Origin of the sequence: Marinobacter litoralis (assembly GCF_016427555.1) — a bacterium.
In the GTDB taxonomy this organism is placed as follows: Bacteria; Pseudomonadota; Gammaproteobacteria; order Pseudomonadales; family Oleiphilaceae; genus Marinobacter; species Marinobacter litoralis_A.
In genome coordinates this window covers 1-21,474 of record NZ_JAELVS010000009.1, presented here as the reverse complement: position 1 = coordinate 21,474, position 21,474 = coordinate 1, and the positions used below count along the sequence as shown (strand labels likewise).

21 protein-coding genes are annotated in these 21,474 nt (G+C 54.1%); 11 read left to right on the top strand and 10 right to left on the bottom strand.

Annotated features, from left to right (window positions below; all coding sequences use genetic code 11):
• Window positions 1–33: 33 nt before the first annotated feature.
• Complete coding sequence (locus tag JAO79_RS15915) at window positions 34–918, bottom strand: diacylglycerol/lipid kinase family protein (protein ID WP_199008219.1); 885 nt, start codon at window positions 916–918, stop codon at window positions 34–36.
• 80 nt (window positions 919–998) lie between these two features.
• On the opposite strand from JAO79_RS15915, the gene JAO79_RS15910 reads away from it, so the two are divergent.
• Complete coding sequence (locus JAO79_RS15910) at window positions 999–1,292, top strand: SelT/SelW/SelH family protein (protein ID WP_199008218.1); 294 nt, start codon at window positions 999–1,001, stop codon at window positions 1,290–1,292.
• A gap of 19 nt (window positions 1,293–1,311) precedes the next feature.
• On the opposite strand, the gene JAO79_RS15905 is transcribed toward JAO79_RS15910, so the two are convergent.
• The 5 genes from JAO79_RS15905 to JAO79_RS15885 form a co-directional block, all read right to left on the bottom strand.
• Entirely contained in the window at window positions 1,312–1,839 is a 528-nt protein-coding gene (locus JAO79_RS15905) for a copper chaperone PCu(A)C (protein WP_199008217.1), read from the bottom strand.
• A gap of 109 nt (window positions 1,840–1,948) precedes the next feature.
• Window positions 1,949–3,073 carry a dihydrolipoamide acetyltransferase family protein gene (locus JAO79_RS15900; protein ID WP_199008216.1) on the bottom strand — a complete coding sequence of 375 codons (1,125 nt, stop codon included), beginning with the start codon at window positions 3,071–3,073 and terminating at the stop codon, window positions 1,949–1,951.
• 11 nt (window positions 3,074–3,084) lie between these two features.
• Window positions 3,085–4,077 (bottom strand): alpha-ketoacid dehydrogenase subunit beta, encoded by a 993-nt coding sequence (locus JAO79_RS15895; protein ID WP_199008215.1) that lies wholly within the window; start codon window positions 4,075–4,077, stop codon window positions 3,085–3,087.
• The gene (pdhA, locus tag JAO79_RS15890; RefSeq protein WP_199008214.1) at window positions 4,074–5,153 is read right to left on the bottom strand and encodes a pyruvate dehydrogenase (acetyl-transferring) E1 component subunit alpha; all 1,080 of its coding nucleotides are present in this window, start codon (window positions 5,151–5,153) and stop codon (window positions 4,074–4,076) included. The genes JAO79_RS15895 and pdhA overlap by 4 nt, the downstream gene beginning before the upstream one ends.
• 191 nt (window positions 5,154–5,344) lie before the next feature.
• Window positions 5,345–5,683 carry a zinc ribbon domain-containing protein YjdM gene (locus JAO79_RS15885; protein ID WP_199008213.1) on the bottom strand — a complete coding sequence of 113 codons (339 nt, stop codon included), beginning with the start codon at window positions 5,681–5,683 and terminating at the stop codon, window positions 5,345–5,347.
• A gap of 119 nt (window positions 5,684–5,802) precedes the next feature.
• Between JAO79_RS15885 and JAO79_RS15880 the strand changes: the two genes are divergently transcribed.
• The 8 genes from JAO79_RS15880 to JAO79_RS15845 all read left to right on the top strand — a co-directional run bounded on the left by JAO79_RS15880 (window position 5,803) and on the right by JAO79_RS15845 (window position 15,860).
• The gene (locus JAO79_RS15880; protein WP_199008212.1) at window positions 5,803–6,255 is read left to right on the top strand and encodes a YaiI/YqxD family protein; all 453 of its coding nucleotides are present in this window, start codon (window positions 5,803–5,805) and stop codon (window positions 6,253–6,255) included.
• Window positions 6,256–6,335: 80 nt separating this feature from the next.
• On the top strand, window positions 6,336–8,123 hold the full coding sequence (locus JAO79_RS15875) for an ABC transporter ATP-binding protein (RefSeq protein ID WP_199008211.1): 1,788 nt from the start codon (window positions 6,336–6,338) through the stop codon (window positions 8,121–8,123).
• A 76-nt stretch (window positions 8,124–8,199) separates the two neighbouring features.
• The gene (locus JAO79_RS15870) at window positions 8,200–8,973 is read left to right on the top strand and encodes an ABC transporter ATP-binding protein (protein ID WP_199008210.1); all 774 of its coding nucleotides are present in this window, start codon (window positions 8,200–8,202) and stop codon (window positions 8,971–8,973) included.
• Window positions 8,963–9,889, top strand: coding sequence for an iron-siderophore ABC transporter substrate-binding protein (locus JAO79_RS15865; RefSeq protein ID WP_199008209.1), 927 nt, complete (start codon window positions 8,963–8,965; stop codon window positions 9,887–9,889). The genes JAO79_RS15870 and JAO79_RS15865 overlap by 11 nt, the downstream gene beginning before the upstream one ends.
• Window positions 9,879–11,909, top strand: coding sequence for a Fe(3+)-hydroxamate ABC transporter permease FhuB (gene fhuB / locus JAO79_RS15860; RefSeq protein WP_199008208.1), 2,031 nt, complete (start codon window positions 9,879–9,881; stop codon window positions 11,907–11,909). The genes JAO79_RS15865 and fhuB overlap by 11 nt, the downstream gene beginning before the upstream one ends.
• On the top strand, window positions 11,857–12,699 hold the full coding sequence (locus JAO79_RS15855) for a (2Fe-2S)-binding protein (protein WP_227664747.1): 843 nt from the start codon (window positions 11,857–11,859) through the stop codon (window positions 12,697–12,699). The genes fhuB and JAO79_RS15855 overlap by 53 nt, the downstream gene beginning before the upstream one ends.
• Window positions 12,683–13,642 carry a helix-turn-helix transcriptional regulator gene (locus JAO79_RS15850; RefSeq protein WP_199008207.1) on the top strand — a complete coding sequence of 320 codons (960 nt, stop codon included), beginning with the start codon at window positions 12,683–12,685 and terminating at the stop codon, window positions 13,640–13,642. Before JAO79_RS15855 ends, JAO79_RS15850 begins: the two co-directional genes overlap by 17 nt.
• 109 nt (window positions 13,643–13,751) lie before the next feature.
• The gene (locus JAO79_RS15845; protein ID WP_199008206.1) at window positions 13,752–15,860 is read left to right on the top strand and encodes a TonB-dependent siderophore receptor; all 2,109 of its coding nucleotides are present in this window, start codon (window positions 13,752–13,754) and stop codon (window positions 15,858–15,860) included.
• Window positions 15,861–16,162: 302 nt separating this feature from the next.
• Here JAO79_RS15845 and JAO79_RS15840 read toward each other — a convergent pair whose 3' ends face one another.
• Entirely contained in the window at window positions 16,163–16,576 is a 414-nt protein-coding gene (locus tag JAO79_RS15840) for a GFA family protein (RefSeq protein WP_199008205.1), read from the bottom strand.
• 89 nt (window positions 16,577–16,665) lie between these two features.
• Window positions 16,666–17,436, bottom strand: coding sequence for a glutathione S-transferase N-terminal domain-containing protein (locus tag JAO79_RS15835; RefSeq protein ID WP_199008204.1), 771 nt, complete (start codon window positions 17,434–17,436; stop codon window positions 16,666–16,668).
• A gap of 330 nt (window positions 17,437–17,766) precedes the next feature.
• Here JAO79_RS15835 and dacB point away from each other — a divergent pair, with 330 nt between their 5' ends.
• Window positions 17,767–19,254 carry a D-alanyl-D-alanine carboxypeptidase/D-alanyl-D-alanine-endopeptidase gene (gene dacB / locus JAO79_RS15830; RefSeq protein WP_413785066.1) on the top strand — a complete coding sequence of 496 codons (1,488 nt, stop codon included), beginning with the start codon at window positions 17,767–17,769 and terminating at the stop codon, window positions 19,252–19,254.
• Between the two features lie 76 nt (window positions 19,255–19,330).
• On the opposite strand, the gene JAO79_RS15825 is transcribed toward dacB, so the two are convergent.
• Entirely contained in the window at window positions 19,331–20,365 is a 1,035-nt protein-coding gene (locus tag JAO79_RS15825; protein WP_199008202.1) for a fasciclin domain-containing protein, read from the bottom strand.
• 176 nt (window positions 20,366–20,541) lie between these two features.
• Window positions 20,542–20,802 carry a DUF2798 domain-containing protein gene (locus tag JAO79_RS15820; protein WP_199008201.1) on the bottom strand — a complete coding sequence of 87 codons (261 nt, stop codon included), beginning with the start codon at window positions 20,800–20,802 and terminating at the stop codon, window positions 20,542–20,544.
• Between the two features lie 154 nt (window positions 20,803–20,956).
• On the opposite strand from JAO79_RS15820, the gene JAO79_RS15815 reads away from it, so the two are divergent.
• The coding region (locus JAO79_RS15815) for a DUF6279 family lipoprotein (protein WP_227664746.1) at window positions 20,957–21,474 on the top strand (518 nt) is incomplete at its 3' end.

The window sequence follows — 21,474 nt, the reverse complement described above, 5'->3', positions numbered from 1 at the left end:
CTTCAGCACCGCTGTATAAGGCCGGAAGGCGCCTTAGCGCGCCTTTCCGGCCTGCACCACTTCCCTTCCAATCACTCTTAACACGCCTTGTTTGCAGACCGCTTCGAACGGTGTAGTACCGGCTTCGTCGCCATCCACGGTCACGGGTTTCGTACTGTGGGTGTGGACCTGACACACAGGGCTTTTCACTTGAACCACGGTGCTGGTTCGTCTCGGTGTTTCTCCGTTCAACCGAACCATCAAGAAAGCGAAGAGTAATTGCAGCAGCGGCCTCGGTTTTACCGCCACAATGTTCAACTGGCCATCATCGGCTGACGCTTCGGGGATTTCATGGCCGCCCCCAAAAAAGGCGCCCGAGGCAATAGCAATCGACAACCAGCGACCTTTCATGGCCGATTTATCCGTTTGTATTTCCGCGTGGAACCCGCGCTGCTCACCAATCTGGCGAAAAAGCGTGGCCACATAACTGAACTGCCCCAACCACTTTTTGGTAGGTGAATCGGCCTCACGGGCCGGCAACGTGCCCAACCCAATGTGGGCAACGTTCAAAAACATTCGCTCTCCGGCCACGGCGACATCCACATTTTGAATCGGCGCCTCAGCAACCAACCTGGCAATATGCTCCGGCTCTGACGGAATGTTCAGGTTTCTGGCAAAATCGTTGGCTGTCCCGGACGGTAGCACCGCCAAGATGGCATCGGCTTCCAGACAAATTTTTGCGACCCCATTAACCGTGCCATCACCACCGGCCGCCATCAGACAATCATCTTTGGCCACCCTGCCGCGCCATTTATCCTGCTCATCCAGATGGCAAACCTCGACATCCGTAATCCCCTGAGCCTGCAAGTGTTCAAGCCAGAAATCTGCGTTTCGGGTTCCGTCTCCCGACCCGGGACTGTCCACAAGCCAATGGGTCATCACATCCTCTCTAATAAGAATTAGCAATCCTTATTTGATAGCATGATTAGTTCATTTATTCCTGCTGGAACGATTAACGTATGGCAACACACATCACGCTTCATTATTGCACCGGCTGCAACTGGCTATTGCGCTCGGCCTGGATGGCCCAGGAACTGCTGACCACCTTTGACGGGATGATTGACGAACTCACCCTGAAACCGGGCACGGGGGGGATTTTCGAAGTGTATGTTAACGACACCCGAATCTGGTCTCGCAAAGAACAAGGAGGCTTTCCGGACATCAAGCAGCTGAAACAACTGGTTCGCGACCAGATCGCCCCCAAACACTCGCTAGGGCACACGGACTCCCACGCCGGGCAATCCGATTCCTGAGCGCAAGGCTCCGCCCATGTCAGTGATGCATATCCGAATGGTCTGCGTGATCGCCATGATCCATAGCCGTACCACCCAGGGGCTGAACAACCAATTTGACGGTGATGTCCTCACCACCGTCAAAATCCAGCTTAACCGGAATCTTTTCACCCTCTATCAGGGGCTGCTCAAGTTGTTCCAGCATCAAATGGTAGCTGTGAGGTTTTAGCTCCATCGATTTTCCGGCCGGGATGGTCAAGCCGTTTGCTAGGGGCTGCATCCGCATCATGCCCTCGTGCATGGACGTCTCGTGGATAGAGACGTGGCCGGCTCGCGGGCTTTCCGCAGCAATCAACAACACATCGTCGGCCCCATGATTGGTGATGGTCATATAGCCCACACCCATAGGCGTGCCTGGAGGTGTAGGGCGGCTCCAGGCATTTTGAACTTCGATGGCACCGCTTGCATAGTGACCATCATGATGCTGTTCACATGCTGCTACGGCCTGGGTTGTCAGAATGGAACAGGACAGCAAAAAGGCGGTTGTCAGGGTCTTCCGTTGGATCATGATATCTCGCGCAGTCGAAAGTAGCTTTATGAGTGCCCCTAGTGTTGTTGCCTCCAGAACATTTGGCAAGGCAGGATCACCGTTCGGCGCGATTCCTTCGGCCGGGTTTTCAGCTGGCTTTACTCAACGCATCAACCAGCGCTCCCAGAAACCGCGAGGCTTCCCCGCCCGTTGCCGCGCGGTGATCGAAGGTTAGTGACAAGGGCAGAATGCGACGAATGGTCGCAGCGCCCTTGTAGGGAACAACCTTGTCCCGCATGCGGCCGGCCCCAACAATCGCCACCTGTGGCGGACTGACAATGGGATTCGCGTATTGCCCGGTCATAGTGCCGAAATTAGACAGGGTGATGGTCGCGCCCTGCATTTCCTTGGGTGGAATCTTGCGGGAGGCGACCGACTCTCTAAGGTTCTCCAGACCTTGCCTCAAATCTTTCAAACTGCGATGGGTAATGTCTCTCAGCACCGGCACAAACAAGCCTTCCGGAGTATCAACGGCAATGCCAACGTGGACTTCATCCAGCAATTGACGGCTCAGATTATCACCATCAAACCAGCAGTTAAGTTCCGGCACAGCGGCACAGGCTTTACCAATAGCCTGCACCAGTCGCATCGTGGTGTCGGTTCCTTTTTTCCAGTCACCCACATCCACATCTTCAAATATCGACACAGGCACTACCTGAGCGTGGGACAGCGCCATGTTTTTGGCCATGGTTCGGCGCGTGCCTCGCAAGGCTTCCGCTTCTCCCAGCTGTTTTTGATGACTGGCTTGCTTGTAAACATCATCGTTGGTGATCAAACCACCGGGGCCACTACCTTTTATGTTCTCCAGGCTAACCCCAAGTTGCTGGGCCAGTGCCCGAACGCCCGGGGTGGCTCGGTTCGACCGGGCCCGTTTGCTGGACGCAGCGGCACCAACAATGAAACTATCTTGCTGGGCGTCTTTCCCTTCGCCCTTACCGGATGATTCCAGCTTACCCACAACGGTTCCGGAATCCTCATCTTCACCTTCATAGGCCAGCAAGGGTTCGCCGGTATGAATGATATCGCCAGCCTCGCCATAGAGTTTGGCGATTACACCGGCTTGCGGCGAGGGCACCTCAACAATGGCTTTAGCGGTTTCCACGCTGACCAGCACCTGGTCCACTTCCACGGTGTCGCCCACGTTCACGTGCCACTCTACAATTTCGGCTTCCGGTAAGCCTTCCCCCAAATCCGGGAGTCTGAAGTTTTTCATTGTTGTTGCTCCTACAGCCCGATCACCTGTTCAACCGCGTGTACGATGTCTTCTACTTTTGGCAGATAATTCTGTTCATTCCGGTAATACGGCATCACGGTGTCGTACCCGGTCACTCTGATAACCGGCGCCTGCAAATCCAGAAACGCGGATTCCGCAATTGAAGCCGCAATTTCGGCACCGACACCGCCGTTGCGGCATGCCTCGTGGACGATCACCGCCCTGCCGGTTTTGGCGACCGAGCAAAGCAACGTTTCCCGGTCTAACGGGCTGACCGTGGCCACATCGATCACCTCACACCCCACGCCTTGTTCGGCTAATTTATCCGCCGCTTGCAGTGTTTCCATGACACAAGGACCCCAGGTAATCAACGTGACATCATCACCTTCTCGCAAGGTAAAACAGGTATCGAGCGGCAGCGCTTCTCCGTTGTTCTCGACGCGCTGGGTCACGGCCCGGTATATCCGCTTGGGTTCAAGGAAGATCACCGGGTCCGGGTCTCGAATGGCCGCCAACAAAAGGCCGTAAGCCCGCTGCGGAGAGCTGGGGATCACCACCCTCAAACCCGGAATATGGGCGAACAGCGCTTCAGTGCTTTCAGAATGGTGCTCAGGTGCGTGAATACCCCCGCCAAACGGAGCCCGGAACACCAACGGGCAATGTAACCGCCCCCGGGTACGGTTGCGCATGCGGCTGGCGTGGCAAACGATTTGCTCCATCGCCGGGTAAATAAATCCCATGAACTGGAATTCCGCCACCGGTCTCAACCCCTGCGTTGCCATACCAATCGCGGTGCCGGCAATCAGGTTTTCCGCCAACGGTGTGTCCATCACCCGCTTGAAACCGAACGCGTCTTTCAGGCCCAGGGTTGCCCGGAACACCCCGCCATTCGTGGCAATGTCTTCGCCGAGCACCACCACGTTTTCGTCTTGCGCCATTTCCCAGTGCAAGGCCATGTTGACCGCTTCGACCAGAGTCACATCACGAACGTCTGACTTGCTCATGCCGAACCTCCCCGATATTTGTCAGCGATCTGTTCCCGCTGGCCCTGCAGCGCGGCAGGGAGACTTTCAAACAAATAGTCGAGCATTGCCGTGGGTGGTTCGGCCTCGGTTGCCAGATAAGCTTCTACAGCCTCGTCGATTGTTTTCTTGGCTTCTGCCTGCAGGTCCTTTTCCTGATCCGGGCTCCACAGGTCATTGCTGTACAACCAGTTTTGCAGGCGTTTGACTCCATCTTTCTCCCACGCCTGCTTAAGCTCGTCGGCACTGCGATAACGGGTAGCGTCGTCGGCGGTGGTGTGGTCTCCCAACCGGTAGGTTACGGCTTCGATTACGGCTGCACCTTTGCCATCGTGGGCGCGCTTGAGCGCATTATCCAGGGCCTCGGCGCAGGCGAAGTAATCATTGCCATCGACAATGTGGCCCGGCAAACCGGCGGCAATGGCTTTCTGGGCAATGGTTTCCGCCCCGCTCTGCAGACTGCGAGGCGTCGAAATAGCCCACTGGTTATTAATGACAACGAAGACCACAGGCAAATGCCAGGCACCGGCAAGGTTCAGGCTTTCCATGAAGTCGCCTTTCGAGGTGCCGCCGTCGCCGATGCAGCAAACAACAGCCCGGCTCTCGCCGCGAATCCGGAATGCTGATGCAACACCTACAGCATGGCCGCATTGCGTGGCAATCGGCACAGCAATGGGTAAATCTTCGGGGCAATGCTCCCACGCGCATCCACGCTCGTCGCCGCCCCAATACAGCAGCAACTCTTTCAGGGAGACACCGCGCAGAAGATGAGCAGCCTGATCTCGGTAGTAAGGGACAAAAACATCGGTTTTGGCCATGCTCTGACCAATGGCCGTACCAATGACTTCGTGGCCCAGCACAGAAGGGTAAGTGCCACATTTCCCGGTACGTTGAAGCGCAATCGCTTTGGAATCCAGGGTGCGTGCCAGCACCATATTTCGGTAGGCAGCCAGAATCCTTTCGGTGTTCTCGGCCTGAATCGGCAATTCGCCGAGTGGCGTGCCGTCCTCATCCAGATAGCGTGTGCTATCCACATGAAATTCGTACAGTTCTTTCATCCCATCCTCCTGCCCTCGGCTGTGCGATATCAGCCCGACTGAACCTATGCCCGCTTATGGCGGACACTTCCAGCGTTGGAGTACTCGTCTTGTTATTAGCGTGGGTTGCACGCTTCGGGATCAAACAGAGTGCCAGCCGACACTCTGTTTAATATTTAGACGATGGGGTGCAAATGTTCAACCAGAGGGGGTCAGGCTTTCTTGACGAACTCGGATTTCAGTTTCATGGGGCCGATGCCATCAATCTTGCAGTCAATGTCGTGATCGCCATCCACCAGACGGATGTTCTTCACTTTGGTACCTACCTTCACGACGGCACTGGAGCCTTTTACTTTCAGGTCTTTGATCACGGTAATCGTGTCACCATCCTGCAATTCATTCCCGTTGGCATCCCGAATCACTTTTTCGGCTTCCGCTTCTGCTTGTTCGGCTTCCGTCCATTCGTGGGCGCACTCCGGGCAAACCAGCTGAACGCCGTCTTCGTAGGTGAACTCAGAATTGCACTTGGGGCAAGGTGGCAGTTGAGACATTATCATTTCCTGTTAATTGTATGAGATTGCAATTATAACACCACCCGGAAAGTTGTTCTCACAGGCGGTGCTATAACAGGTAAACTGCCCCATAAGCCAACGAACGCAAGGAAACCGCTATGCCGATCTGGGTCGATGCCGACGCCTGCCCTGTCCCCGTCAGGGAAATCATCTGCCGCGCCGCTACCCGCTGGAAAGTTCAGACTACTTTCATCGCGAATCACGTGATTAACCTACCACCAAGCCCGTTTATCAGCCGCCGTCAGGTGCCGCAAGGATTTGACGTTGCCGATAACGAGATTATGGATCAGATGACAAAAGGCGATCTGGTGATCACCCAAGATATCCCACTGGCTGCGGAAGCGATTGAGAAAGGCGCAACGGTATTTAATCCGCGGGGACAGGCGTTTACGAAAGAGAATATTCGCCAACGTTTGGCGATGCGGAACTTCATGGAAGAGATGCGCAATGCGGGACAGGTGACTGGTGGCCCTGCTCCGTTTGGTCAGGCTGACCGAAAAGAGTTTGCTAACCAGCTGGACCGCTGGCTGCAGAAAAACACCCGCAATTGAAAACCATTCTCTTTTAAACGGATTCCGAATTCGCTACCCTTCCCGGCTCTGCATACCCAACACCGAGAAGGAAGCACATTATGACCACGCGCGCCCGACACTCCAGCAGCTTCGTTGCACTCGGCCGCCTGCTTAGGTACGCACGTGGTTATCGCCGGAATATTCTCTCAGCCACCATTTGTTCCATCATTAACAAGCTTTTCGACATTGCACCGGAAATTCTCATCGGTGTTGCCATCGATGTGGTGGTGAATCAGGAGGAAAGCTTTGTTGCCGGATTAGGCTTCGACACCGCACAAGAGCAGATCACAATTCTGGCGGTGCTCACCTTCTTTATCTGGGCGGGCGAATCGCTGTTTGAATATCTTTACCAAATTCTCTGGCGCAACCTGTCCCAACGCCTGCAGTCTGATCTCAGGCAGGATGCCTATGAACATGCACAGCGCTTGGATATGAGCTTTTTTGAAGCCAACAGCTCCGGGCAGCTGGTCGCCACCATGAATGACGACGTAAACCAACTGGAACGTTTTCTGGATGGCGGTGCGAATGCGATGATTCAGGTGGGGGTCACTGTTGTGGCCGTTGGCGCAGTGTTCCTCGTCTTATCGCCCTTGATAGCCCTGCTGGCCTTCACGCCAATCCCTTTGATTATTTGGGGAGCGTTTTATTTTCAACGCAAAGCTGGCCCTCTTTACTCAGATGTGCGGGATAAGGTGGGCGATCTGTCCAGCCGACTGGCTAATAACCTGGGCGGAATCGCCACCATCAAGAGTTTCACCGCCGAGCAACGAGAAGCTAAGCGCCTGAAAGACGCCAGTGAAGCCTACGTAAAGGCCAACAGCCGTGCCATTCGGGTGAGTTCTGCCTTTATTCCAGTGATTCGTATGGCAATTCTGGCTGGCTTTCTGGCCACATTTACAGTGGGCGGCATGATGGCATTGGAAGGCAGTTTAAATGTGGGCGCTTACGGAGTGCTGGTGTTTCTTACTCAACGCCTGCTGTGGCCCATGACCGGCCTTGCAGAAGTGATCGACCTGTTTGAACGAGCTATGGCCAGTACCCGGCGTATTCTCGATCTACTAGGAGAGCCAGTGAACGTTAAGGACCAAGTTGATACGCCGTTGCAACAACCCGTACTCGGGGAAGTTTCGTTCGATCACGTTACCTTCCGCTATACCAGCAATGGCGCAGGCGTTCGCGATATTAATCTGAACATACCTGCGGGCCACACACTGGCGCTGGTAGGCGCAACCGGTTCCGGGAAATCAACGCTGATTAAGCTACTGTTACGATTTTACGATACGTCCGACGGTGATATTCGTATCGATGGCCAATCCATTCATTCGATCAGCTTAAAATCTCTGCGTGAGGCCATCGGACTGGTCAGTCAGGATGTCTACTTGTTTGAAGGAAGCATTCGAGACAACTTGGCCTATGGCAAACCCAATGCCACCGAAGAGGAAATTATCGAAGCTGCGCGTACGGCGGAGGCATGGGCCTTTATTGAAAACCTGCCTGATGGCTTGGCGACACAGGTTGGGGAGCGAGGTGTTCGTCTTTCCGGTGGTCAGCGTCAGCGGCTTTCACTCGCCAGGGCACTATTAAAAAACCCACCCGTTTTGGTGCTGGACGAGGCAACCAGTGCGGTTGACAACGAAACCGAAGCCGCCATCCAGCGTTCACTAAAACGTATCGGCCATAACCGCACGGTTATTATGATCGCTCACAGGCTCTCCACGATCGTGGATGCAGACATTATTGCGGTGGTCGAAAACGGACGGATTACGGAGCAAGGCAACCACAACAGCCTGATCGATGACGATGGTTCCTATGCGGCTCAGTGGCGCGTTCAAACTGGGCAAATTTGAGCAACTCACGCCGAAACTAATTGATAGTAATTATCATTTAGATTACCCTCGCATGCACACGAACAGGGGGATCTGAATGCCGGCATTTTTTGATGTGCGAAACCTTGGCGTCCGCATCGGCGACACCACCATTCTCCGGGAAATCAACCTGACCTTTGATGAAGGCCAGGTTACCGCTTTACTTGGCCACAACGGTTCGGGCAAATCGACCCTACTGAAAACACTGGCCAGACAGATCACGGTCTATGGCGGTGAGGTCATGCTAGAGGGAAAGGCAACCAAGACCCTCGGCGCCCGAGCTTTTGCGCGAATCGTGGGTTACCTTCCTCAGCACCCGCCGGGCACCGATGGCCTTACAGTAAGAGAGCTGATTGCCTTGGGCCGATACCCCTGGCGAGGCCCCCTAGGCCGTTTAAGTGAGACAGACCACACTCTGATTGATCAGGCCATTGCCGATACAGACCTTAAACCCTTCGAACACCGCTCTGTAGATACCCTTTCAGGCGGCGAGCGCCAGCGCGCCTGGATCGCTATGCTGCTGGCCCAACAAACCCGCTGCCTGCTGCTGGACGAACCCATTTCGGCTTTGGACGTAAAACACCAGGTGGAGACTTTGCGACTGGTACAACGATTGGCCAGACAGAGAGCATTGACGGTCATTGTTGTGCTACACGATGTTGATCTTGCAGCTCGTTTCTGTGACCGCCTGGTTGCTCTGAAGACGGGCGAGGTGGTAGCGGATGGAACCCCGTCTGATGTTATGAACAGCCAAGTTCTTGAATCCATCTACAGTGTGCCGATGGGTGTCATGGAGCGAGCCCCCGGGCAATGGGTTTCCTATGTCCATTAATCTGAAAACGCTGCTACTCGGGTCACTTTTTCTAGCACTACCCGCCTTCGGGATGAGCCAGAGCTGGACTCACGAGGGAGGCACACTGAATCTCGACGCTCCTCCCAAGCGCATTGTGGCGCTGAACTGGGCAGCCACAGAAACCCTCCTTCTACTGGGGATCACCCCCGTCGGTGTGGCCGATAAAACGGGCTACAGCGCCTGGGTTAAGGAACCGGAACTGCCCGCAAACGTCGCCAACGTAGGCACGCGTGTTGCGCCTAGCCTGGAAACCATTGCCGAACTGAAGCCGGATTTGATTGTCACCAGTACAGAAATGGCACCCGCCCATGAACTGTTGGAGCGAATTGCTCCAACCTACGTCATCAGCGTATACAAGCCAGACTCGCGCCCCTTCGACAAAGCCCGGGAAATGCTTCTGGTGCTGGGTGCTATGCTTGACCGGGAAGCCAAGGCTAAAGCCGTTCTGACCGACATCGAGCAAACACTGAAGCAAAAGCGGGATCTGTTGAAGCAGGCCAACCAAACGGACCCAGCAATTGCACTCATCAGTTTTCAGGACAACCGCCATGTGCGGATCTACACCAAAAACAGTTTGTACCAAGCGGCATTGGATAGCCTTGGGCTCACCAATGCCTGGCCAACTTTGGGAAATTATTGGGGTTTCACTTCCACTGGCCTTGAGGCCGTAGCCCAGATCCCTAACAGCCGCCTGGTGGTCATTGAACCACTTGTGCCAGGGCTCGCCGATAGTTTGGAAGAGAGCCCATTCTGGACCTACCTCCCGCCAGTAAGAAACCAACAGATTTATCGGATCCCCAGTGCCTGGTCCTTTGGTGGCGTGCATCAGATCAAAATCCTGGCAGAAACGCTCACCGATGCTCTGCTAAAAGGGGGCAGCAACAATGTCCGGTGAAGCACCCCTGGCAACACCTAGCCGTCCCAAAATGCCCACACGGCTTCCGGCAGCCATCATACTGCTCTGCCTTTTGGCTTTTTTTGCCAGCGCGCTGCCGTGGCTTCAGCAACTCTCGCCTCTGCAACTCGTTTCAATTTTCTGGAGCTACGACGGCGATGAATACGCATCGGTTCTGGCGCATTTTTCTTGGGCACCAAGAATATCCATGGCGCTATTGATCGGCTGCGCACTGGGCCTCTCCGGAGCGATTACGCAACAGATACTGGGCAACCCCCTTGCCTCGCCTACCACATTAGGCGTCGAATCCGGAGGTCAATTCGGCATAACGATGGCCACGCTATTTGCCCCCGGCTTACTGGCATTGAGCCCGGACATAGCCGCGGTGGCCGGCGGCTTGCTTGCTATAGGTCTGGTGATTCTTCTTACCTGGCGACTAGGCTTCTCGCCGGTGACTGTCATTCTAGCCGGACTGGTTGTGACTTTCTTTCTGGGCGCCATCAACATGGCCTTGCTTCTAATCAAAGGCGAATGGCTGGGCAACCTGTTTATCTGGGGGGCCGGCTCGCTGGCTCAGAATAACTGGTCTCCCTTCTTCGATCTTTTGCCCAAGGTACTGATCATTGCCACACTCATGCTGACCTTGGTACGCCCGCTGCAACTTCTGCAACTGGGCCAGACCTCAGCAAGCGCACTGGGTGCGAAAGTATCACTGCTACGCGCAACGTCCCTGTTTCTGGTAGTGGCGATGACATCGGTGGTGGTTAGCCGGGTGGGCGTCGTCGCATTTGTAGGGCTGGCTGCGCCTGTACTGGCACGCCTGCTAGGCGCTCGAACGCTAACAGAACGACTATTCTGGAGCACTCTGGCCGGAGCTGGCATTCTGCTTGCCGCCGACACCCTCGCGTACTGGACAACGCTCCTCAGTGACGGCTCACTCGTCCCCACGGGTACCAGCACAGCTCTGATTGGTGGCCCTATTATCCTTCTGGCGTTACAGGGCTTCCGCAATGACCACCATATGCCGGGCCATGACGCCAGCCCCACTGGTTTCTTGCCCCCTCGCCGCAATCCGTTTCAGATAGCAGGGCTGTTGAGTGCCTTATTGGCCATAACGATTGTTCTCTCGATGAGCTGGTCACCGGGATTAGAGGGCTGGAACTGGACACCCCTTACGCAATGGACAGATGCCTGGGTGTGGCGGGGCCCTCGATTAATGGCAGCAATTCTGGCCGGCATGGCACTAGGAATGGCCGGCACATTGATTCAGAGAATGACAGGGAACCCCATGGGCAGTCCCGAATTGCTTGGCATCAGTGGTGGCGCGGCCTTGGTTATGGTGGCACTCGCCCTGGCGGGACTGGATTTGGGCCGCGCAGGCCAGCTCGCGGCAGCGACCCTCGGTGCATGTGGAGCCCTTGGTCTGCTATTGCTGCTGGCTCGGAAACACCGTTTCTCAGGCAATCAACTACTACTGGGAGGCTTGGCATTGTACGTGTTTATGGATGCAGGCCTACGGCTCGCCATGGCCACCGGCGGTACCGTTGCCTCAAAATTACTGAACTGGATGTATGGCTCCACCTGGCTGATTTCCGAAATTGAGGCATTCAGTCTACTAGCCCTGGTAGTCAGCCTCGGTGGCGTGACTCTCCTGACTCTTCGCCCTCTGACTCTCTTACCTCTGGGGGAAACTTCCGCTTCAGCTCTTGGCCTTCAGGTGCCCCGTGCACGACTTTTACTGTTACTGCTCGCGGCAGCACTGACCGCTGCCTCAACGGTCGTCATCGGCCCCTTAAGTTTCGTCGGGCTCATTGCCCCTCACCTGGCCCGCGTCTTAGGGCAACAAACCGTGGGAAAACAGTTGATTGCAGCAGCTTTGGCTGGAGGTTTATTGCTCGCAATCGCAGATTATCTAGCCCGGCTGCTGGTTTACCCGAACCAGTTACCTGCGGGGCTGCTGGCTGCACTTGTTGGCGGCTTATACTTTCTTTGGGGGTTGGGTCGTCATGGAAAAAACTGAAACAGATCGCCATTGGCTGGCGGACTACCACCATCTCGCCGCGAGCCGGGGCCTCAAGCCATGTGCATTGCTAAAAAGTGACCCGTTACCGGATATCCACCCAGATTCAAGGCTGTTCTCACTGGCACGGCTGCTAGAAAGCCCCGAACTTATTTGGCGAGTAATCCGGGACAATTATCCAGACGCGGACCACCCGCGAATCCAAAAAGCCCGGGTTTCTGTGCTGCAGCAAAACCTGGCTCTACAGATTATCTGGCCCTTGGTTCTCCAACTGTTCCGCGACGGCAATAGCATTGCCCTGAACCCGAGTAAGGTTTTCCTGGGATGGAAAGACAAGGATTTATCCTGGCTCCATCTTAACGACACCCCCGAGCCGCTAGAGACAAAAGCATTCATTCACCGTTTGAGCGAACAACTGCAGAACTGGTATCCCATTTTCCGACAGCAACTCGGGGTCAGCCCCGGCGCATACTGGAGCAGTGTCGGATTGGCGCTTGGCGCACCCTATTCAATGATATGGAATCAGGTGAACCCGGATGCTCTGTGTAAGCAAGCTAATCACTGGCTGGCACAGTTTAACTGCGAAGCCAATAAACATATCGACTGGATCCCCGCGGAATTCAGCCAACATATGTGTGCCATTCCTCAACGTCGTGGCTGTTGCCTGAAATACATGCTGCCAGAAGAAGGATATTGCGGAACCTGCGGCGTTCATCGCAAGGAGCGAATGGCGCAAATTGAGACTCGGCAATCAATCCCTCAGGCTCCGAAAAATGCACAATCATGGTGAACACCGCGCCTACCGTATTCGCGATTTTCGGGCGATTGGCGAGAAGTTCGACATCGACTATCACTTTCCCAATATCTTGCAGACCGGGGTCGATGCAGACAAAACCATCATCGCGGAAGGCAGGATCTCCGAGTACGCACTTAGCTCCGGTTTCCGGTTCACGTTTTCCCAATTAGATATCCGCGAGCCCTACGAATCGGTATCACTGGGTCACGCGCCGTTATTAATACTGCTGGTCCTTGAAGGACACATTCACTTAAAAATCGGAGCCTTGGAAAGGGAATTGGAGTCGGGCAGTGCTGTGACGATGCAGCTGCATCCCGAGTATCCATTACAAGCCACTCAGAAGTGCCAGCAGCGCCTTAACACCGTGGCGCTTGCTTTCGATCCAAAAGGAGCAGACGTAGGGCGAGCCGCACCGCCGACACTATTACGGCTGCTCTCCCATATCCATGACCCTGTTCATACCTGGTCCCTGCCGGATTTTCTGATAACACAACTGGCAAACAGCTACGCGCCAGACCTGCAAGAGCTGCAGCAGTCCTTGTTGCTGGAAGGCTTGGCTCTGCAATTGACTGGTTTAGGAATACCGAAAAACAAGACCCGGACGCACGCAACGGACGCTGTTTCCAGTCCTCAGCGCGAGCGTCTTGAATTGGTACGTCAAAAACTGGAATTCGCGCCGCATCAGAACTACTCGTTTTCAGAACTGGCACGAATTGCTGCCATGAGCCCCAGCAGCCTGAGGACCAAGTTCCGCGCTACATACGGGCTATCCCCTTTCGATTATCTTCGCCGCTACCGACTGGAACTGGCCCGACAATATCTAAACCAAGGCTTCAGTGTTCAGCAAACCGCCCACAAAGTGGGTTACCGCCACGCCACCAACTTTGCCACTGCTTTTCGCCATGAGTTTGGGGTTTCGCCGAAAAAAAGCCAGTGAACCCGAAAATTACGTTTGATCATAGTTCTTTTGTCGTTTGCCATACCAAAAACTGAACGCGAACGACAATAATTCTCATTATTAAACAATGTTCTTATAGAGGTACACCATGCTTGCCCGCTCACGATTGTCGTTGTCCATCGCAGTATGTCTTTCAAGTCTGGCTGGTGCGACACCAGCGCTCGCTCAGGCCTCAGACAAACAATCGGTCCAGCAACTTGAGGCTCTATCGGTCACTGCAACTCGGGGCGCCACAAAAACTGAAACACCGGTAATGGAAACGCCTCAAACCGTCAACGTCATTAGCCGTGAGGAGTGGCAAAAACGAGGTGCCAAATCGGTGCAGCGGGCGGCCAGCTACACACCAGGTGCCAGCACAAACCAAGTTGGCTCATCAAACCGCTACGATTACCTTGTGCTGCGAGGTTTCTCCAGTGGCAGCATCAACAATACGTATTTAGATGGCCTTAAGGTTATGAACGATGGAGGTTCGTTCAGTTCTTTCGCCATTGATCCGTGGTTTCTGGATCGGATAGAAATCGTTAAGGGACCAACTTCAGTCCTATACGGGCAGAGCTCGCCAGGCGGCATTGTTGCCCTCACGAGCAAAAAACCGGAATTCGAATCCGGCGGCGAAGTACGAGCAACGCTCGGCAACAATGCGCAACGAGGCTTGGCTATTGACGTTACCGGTCCGATGGATGACGACCGTCGAGTGGCATATCGCCTAACAGGAAAAATATCAGCCGCCGATGCTCAACAGGATCATGTCGAAGAGGAGCGACGGGTTATTGCTCCACAACTGACCTGGGATATAACCGACTATACCTCTCTGACACTGCTCGCCTATCTGCAACGAGACCCAGAAGGGGGCTACCACAACGCGCTGCCCTATGAGGGCACCGTCGAATCCCGTAACGGTCAGAAAATCAGCAACAACTTCTTTGACGGCGAGCCGGGATATGAGAAGTTTTCACGCGATATGACGATGGTCGGATATGATCTGGAACATGAGTTCAGCCCTAATTGGACTGTTCGGCAGAGACTTCGCTTTTTGGAGTCTGATATATCTCTTGACCAGGTCTACGCTGCCGGTTGGGCCAGTGACACGGAACTAGCCCGTTACTATTCCGGCGCCGAGGAAGATCTTGAAGCGATAACAATCGACAATCAGGTGGTGGGATCTTTTTTCACCGGCAATGCCGAACACCGTGTACTAGTGGGTGTGGATTATCAGCAACGAGAGAATGATGTGGAATGGCTTTCTGCAGCATTCCCTGCAATCGACGCATTTAACCCTGTGTATGGTGCCGAACCTACGGCAACGTATCCTGCCGTACGAAATCGTCGTGAAGTGAAACAGGCAGGGCTATACCTGCAAGACCAGATTAATCTGGATAGCTGGCACCTTAGCCTGGGTGGCCGATATGACCGGCTGGACATTGAGAATACGGACCTTGATAACGGTGGAACAAGCGAGCTGGATGAAACCCATTTCACCGGCCGTGCTGGATTGCTGTATCAATTTGAATCGGGTTTAGCGCCTTACCTGTCGTATTCGACTTCGTTCTCTCCGAACGCCGTTGTTGGAGAAGATGGAGACCTGCTTGATCCAAGCACGGGCAAGCAAATCGAAACCGGCCTGAAATACCAGCCCCTCGGAACGAGCGACCTGTACACCCTGTCCCTGTTCAGGATTAATCAGCAGGACCTGGCAACCAAACTTCCGAATGAGAGTTTCAGCCGTGCCATCGGTGAACTTCAGTCCCAAGGCGTGGAATTGGAAGCGAAAGCACAGCTAACAGACAACCTGGATATTCAGGCCGGGTATGCGTACACAGAGGTGACTTTCGAAAAATCGGAGCCTTATCGGGAAGGTAACCAGGCCAGCCAGTCGCCGAAGCATCATCTAACTCTTTGGACTGGCTATCGCTTCAACCAAGGAATACTGCGTGGTGCTCGTGCGGGCCTCGGGATTCGACATCTCCGAGATATTCAGGCCGATGATGCCAATACGAAAGAGATTCCGAATTACACCTTGGTAGACATGGCGTTGTCATATAATTTTGCGCGCTTAGGGGCTCCCGGTGTTACCGCCCAACTCAACGTGAACAATCTACTGGACAAAGAGTACGTAGCTTCTTGCTACAACAGCCTGAATTACTGCTACTACGGCGCGGAGCGTGATGTAACAGCTTCGGTCTCGTACAAGTTTTAAGTTATTTACCACTCTAAAAACTCGGGCCTTCAACATGAGGGCCCGAGCAGTTTGTATATTATGATAGAGGGTCAATCAGTAAATGGCCGCTCACACTTTCAATGCCCAGATCACGACGAGTGCCAGGGCGAAAGTGACCGCAAAACCTGCCAGTTTGATACCTTCCAACGCTTCATGATTCATCGCGATCCTCCCAAGCTGTACCAATCATCATATAATAATGATTCTTATTTGCAACTTGAAATCACACTTCTTAAATCACTATCAATAAAAGCGCCAGATAAGACGCTCCAAAAACTACTTCAGAACGGATCGTTAGTTCGTTCTGTTTTTTCATATTGCGGAAGCTCATCGGCAATATCGAACCACTCCGCTTTTGAGCCGACATAGATGTGTCTGGCCGGCTTGGCAGCAATAGGTTCATTGATCACGCCGATGCGTAAACGAAGGATGCCGCCAATCGCGTCCAACCGGCTATACAAGTGACTGCCACAACGGCTGCAAAAAGCGCGATACTTACCGGGCCGAGACTCGAATTCTGTAACCTGGTCCTCACCAGACACATACCGAAAACGCACTTTCTGCACCGGCGCGCTGGCCGAAAAGGCACTGCCATGAGCGCGGCGACACTGGCTGCAATGGCACAGAGAAATCGGGCCAAGGGCGCCTTCATACTCGAAACGAACATCGCCACATAAGCACCGACCTGTATACATTACATTCTCCCGAAGCAGCTGAAATAACCGCGCAGATCATACCGGCTCAGGGCGGAATTACTACCCCGAAACCCGCTCAATCCATGAGATTACAAGGCGTATTCTTTTTCCAGATACTCCACAATTTGCCGTGATTCAAACAGCTTCACGCCGGTGTTCGGATCTTCCAGATAAGGTACCTGAACCCGTCCGTGCTCCTGGAAAAAAGCGTCGCGTTTGCCGCCGCGCTGAGGTTTATACGGGCCCGGTTTGATGCGCTGAAATGCCGGGCCAAACTCGGTCCAGTGCTCTTTACCCAGATTGTGCAGGGTGTACGGCAACTCGAACTCGCACAGTTTTTCACGAACCAGCCGCGAAAACGGGCTGCCCTCAAAACTCCACAGGTGCAAACTCTGCTCTGGCCGCTTGGCTCGCTCTGCGCGCATGCCCCGAAGCTCACTGCTCGCAGACCCGGCGGCTCCCCACAAAAACTGCCCTGTTTTCTCCTCGTAATAGCCCGGTACGGGCCGGCCAGCGTATTGGCGGAACAGGTACTCAATAATCTGTGCCGATTCATACATGACTTCATCGGTGTTGGGGTCTACCAATAGAGGAAACTGCTGTTTTCCGCCCAAGGTTTCGGCTTCCGCCCGGAATACCGTCCCGCCTTTGGGGCAAGGTCGTATATCCACATCCAAGTGGAGAGCTGTGAACACTTCCCGCACCTTTCGGCAGTATGGGCAGGCTTCAATGTCGTACAGCACCAACGGTTTTTCCGGCTGAACCGCCGGCTTCACAACTAAACAGCCACGCCAGGCCGAGAATGAAGAGGTTGCCAAAGATTCCAGAACATTGACCGAATGTTTTAGAGCGCGAAGCATGATGCATCCCTGATTAATGAAAATTTCCGCCATTGTCACACAATAGGTTCGCCAACCATTGGCCCTGCCGCCGGTGCGGCAGCCCACTGTAACCTACTGATTCGCAAAACCTTGCGCGACCATCGAACAAAAACCTTCAGAAACAATACACATAACGTCATTTTTTAACGTCATGTGTAATGTTTCTGCATAGTAGAAATAGCCGGGATAAGCTATGGTTACAAAAAATACTAACCACGGGTTCAGGGTATGCAGCGGCGGCATTCACAGGCTAGAACTCGCCTGAAAAGACGACTATTCACACCGAAAAGTCTGCTGACGGCAGTGGCCGTGCTCAGCACTTTCGCTTCGCCTGCCGTTGCCGAAAGTAGTCACTCCACCGAGCCTGCTACTAACTCGCGCCTTTGGGCGTCAGAGATTCGTGCCTACGCCGAGAAATCCCTGAATAGCGACGAAGCGCTCAGTGTCGCCGCCATACCGCTCAACGGCCCGGGCATTGAACAGTATGTAAACGCTGACCAACTCATGAGCCCAGGTTCCATCATGAAGCTGGTAACCACCTACGCCGCGCTGGAACTCTTGGGCCCCACGCACCACTGGAAAACCGACTTCCTCACGGATGGTGTAATGGTGGGAGACACCCTGAAAGGCGATTTGTACGTCCGGTTTGGAGGAGACCCAAAGCTCAATCTTGAGCGGCTTTGGAGCACGCTCCGCGAACTCAAGGGCATGGGCATTCGCCAAGTCACCGGGGACCTGGTACTGGATGGCAGCTATTTCGAAATCGATGGTGGGCTGCCGTTCTTTCACGATAATGGCAACAACCCGCATGCGCCTTTTTTGGTGGAGCCGTCCGGCTACCTGACCAATTTCAACTTGGTTCACCTGCAGGTAAGGGCCGACGAGCGTGGCACTCAAGCCTGGGCCACCCCCAATTTAAACGAAGTGACGATTGATAACCGGATAACTGCGGTGGCCGAGGGGCCCTGCCCTTCCCGGCGCAATTTCAAGTGGCAACCGGTGTTTCACAACGACCAGAAAGTAACGGTTAGAGTCACCGGCGAATTACCACAGGGCTGCCGAGCCACAAGCTATATGTCTTTGCTTCCTCATGACCGCTACTCCGCCTCTACCCTTCGCTCTTTATTTTCCGAGCTGGGCGTCGTTATCCACGGTGGTGACCGGTTTGAAAAAACTCCCGACAACGCTCACCTTGTGATGCGGACCACGTCACCGGATTTGGTCACCATGGTGCGCGACATTAATAAATGGAGCAGCAACGTGATGGCACGGCAATTATTGCTTACCATCGGCGCTGAACTCCGTAAAGACGATGAGCGCGACGACCGGGTCGCGGGCATCCGCGCCATCTACGAATGGCTCGAAGAAAAAGGCGTTAACACCAACGGCATGGTCATCGACAATGGCGCCGGCCTTACCCGCCACGGTCGTATTTCTGCCCGGCAAGGGGCGCAGATTCTGCTTCAGGCGTGGAACAGCCCCTACGCGTCGGACTTAATGACATCAATGCCCATCATCGCAATGGACGGCACCATGGCGCGAAGATTACGCAACACGGGTTTGCAAGGTGAAGGCCGAATCAAAACCGGCTATTTGCAGGATGTCCGCTCCATTGCCGGCTTTGCCCGGGACAATAACGATACCACCTGGGCGGTGGTTGGCATGGTCAACAACGATCCGGCCTGGAATGGCGGGGCGGTTCTTGACCGGGTACTGCATTCACTGCATTACCGTCCCCCTGTGGGGCTGGCTTTATCTCAATCTGAGGATGAACGTCCTGCGTCTTCGATTCAGTAAGCCAGTATAAAGAAGGCCGGCTGCAACAGCCGGCCTCACACTCATGCTTTGTTCAGAAGAAATGCTTTTTCGTCTGTCAGTCCACTGTAAAAATCACCTTGTCGATCAAATGAATCACGCCGTTGGAAGCCTCAACATCGGCCTCGACGACGGTACTGCCCTCGATAACCAGAGCGTTGTCTTGTATGTCAACGTTCAAATTATTGCTAGCCAATGTTGTTACAGTATCGCCGTTAGACGCGTATGCCGTAAGAGAGTCGACCGTAGTTCCGAGAATATGCTGGCTCAAAATAGATGGCAGATTCGGGTCATTGAGCAAATCGCCTGCTGTAATACCCAGATCCGTCAATAGCGCCTCAAAAGCGGCATCTGTTGGCGCGAACACCGTCAAGGTTGCATTCGGATCCGAAGCGGTAGTTAAAAGCGCGGAAGCGCCGGGAGTACTTAGTGCGGTCAGCAGTATTGTGAACTCAGGGTCTGCAGCTCCTTCCAGCGCCGTTACGATTTCCGCAATCGTTGCACCTGTGTCACTGAGATCGCTCGGCGGCGGAAGCAGCACTTTGTCAATAAGGTGAATAACACCATTCGTCGCATCTACATCAGGCCCCGTTACTCGAGAGGTGTTAACGTACAGTACGTCTTCACCGCTTTCCTGCGAGATTGAAAGCGCGACGTTTTGACCATTCACAGTTGGAAAGAGGTTTTGTGGGACCGAGCTTTGCGCAACGCTGATCGCAGCTGCTGCCTTCACTTCACCAACGGACGTTGCGAGCACATGGTAGGGAAGAACGGTGTTTAATAACGCTGTGTTAGCCAACAACTGTTCCGCCGTGATGCCCAACTCTCCCAATAGATCTTCAAAGGCCGCGTCTGTCGGTGCGAACACGGTTAACTGGTCATCTCCGCCGAGCAGTTCCGCGATGGATGGATCGGCTTCAAGAACTGCCGCTTCCAGAATCGTCGTGTTTTCATTCTCAACCGCGATTTCCAGAATGCTTTGCGTTGCAGCATCCGTAGTGCCGTTATCGTCGTTATCATCGTCATCAAGCCAACAACCGGATAGCATGACACTGCCCACTAAAACCATCGGTAAAGCGTATTTTGCTTTCATTTTTCGTGCCTCGTCTGGAGGGGTTGACTACCAGGGTAAAGTGGTTCGAACCTGCACTGATTCATTCCCTGACCAGTGTCGAATGCAAATTACGGTGAGGCGAGAAAAATGGATTTACATTTTTTTACATTTAAGCGAACAATTGTGAGGAAAACAGCTTCGGTACGGTGATTTCATCAATCCGACCGACGTTCTTTGGAAAACAACCGGGCCATGGTCCAGTCCGCCATTTTGCCGGCCATTGGCGCGATAAAGCTGACCAGAGGGAAGGCCACCGCCCAGGCAACCGCAAAAGCTGCGCCCCAGCGATGGAAAAAACCCTCGGTCATACCGGTGTTTATCAAGGTAATAATTCCGGACATCAACAGCGACATGATGCCGGACATATAAAAGGCGAAAACGAACTGGCGCACACGCGTTTGCTTGTAACTGGACATGCTTTCCTTCCCGGTTTTAACGTATGGAACACTGCCGAATCCAATCAGGCGACCGCAGCGTAGGAAAAAAGACACTGCCTCCGATGCTGGATCGCAACATCTTAGTGAGCATGCAACATTTTTCCATACGGCTTTTTACCAAGGAGCACAGGTGATGGATAACCCAACACCCAGAACACTCCGCGCCCGCTGGATCGTCGGGCTGGTGTTACTGATGTTTTTGGCAGGCTGTAGTCAGGCGCGCCTGGCCTACCGCTACGCCGACTGGGGCGTTGTCTGGTGGGTTGAGGATTACATTAGCCTGACCAGTGAGCAGGAAGCGCAACTGAATCAGGATTTGGAAGCGCTCAAACAATGGCATTGCTCGGTCGAGTTACCCCGTTACCAGCAATGGTTGGCAGCCCTCAAATCAGATCTGGCGGAAGGGACACCCGGCCAAGCCACGGTACTGTTCCATCAGGAACAACTCATGGACTTCATACCCAAATTGTTGGAACGGGCCACTCCGGTAGCCGTCAAGCTGTTGTCTTCTCTCTCGGATGAGCAGGTAGCGCAACTAGCCGACAACATCGCGGAGAAGCAGCAGGAGCTGGAGCAGGAAATGCTGGAAGGAACGCCCGCTGAAACCGCCCGGGCGCGCTCTGAACGTACCATTGAGCGTATTGAACGATG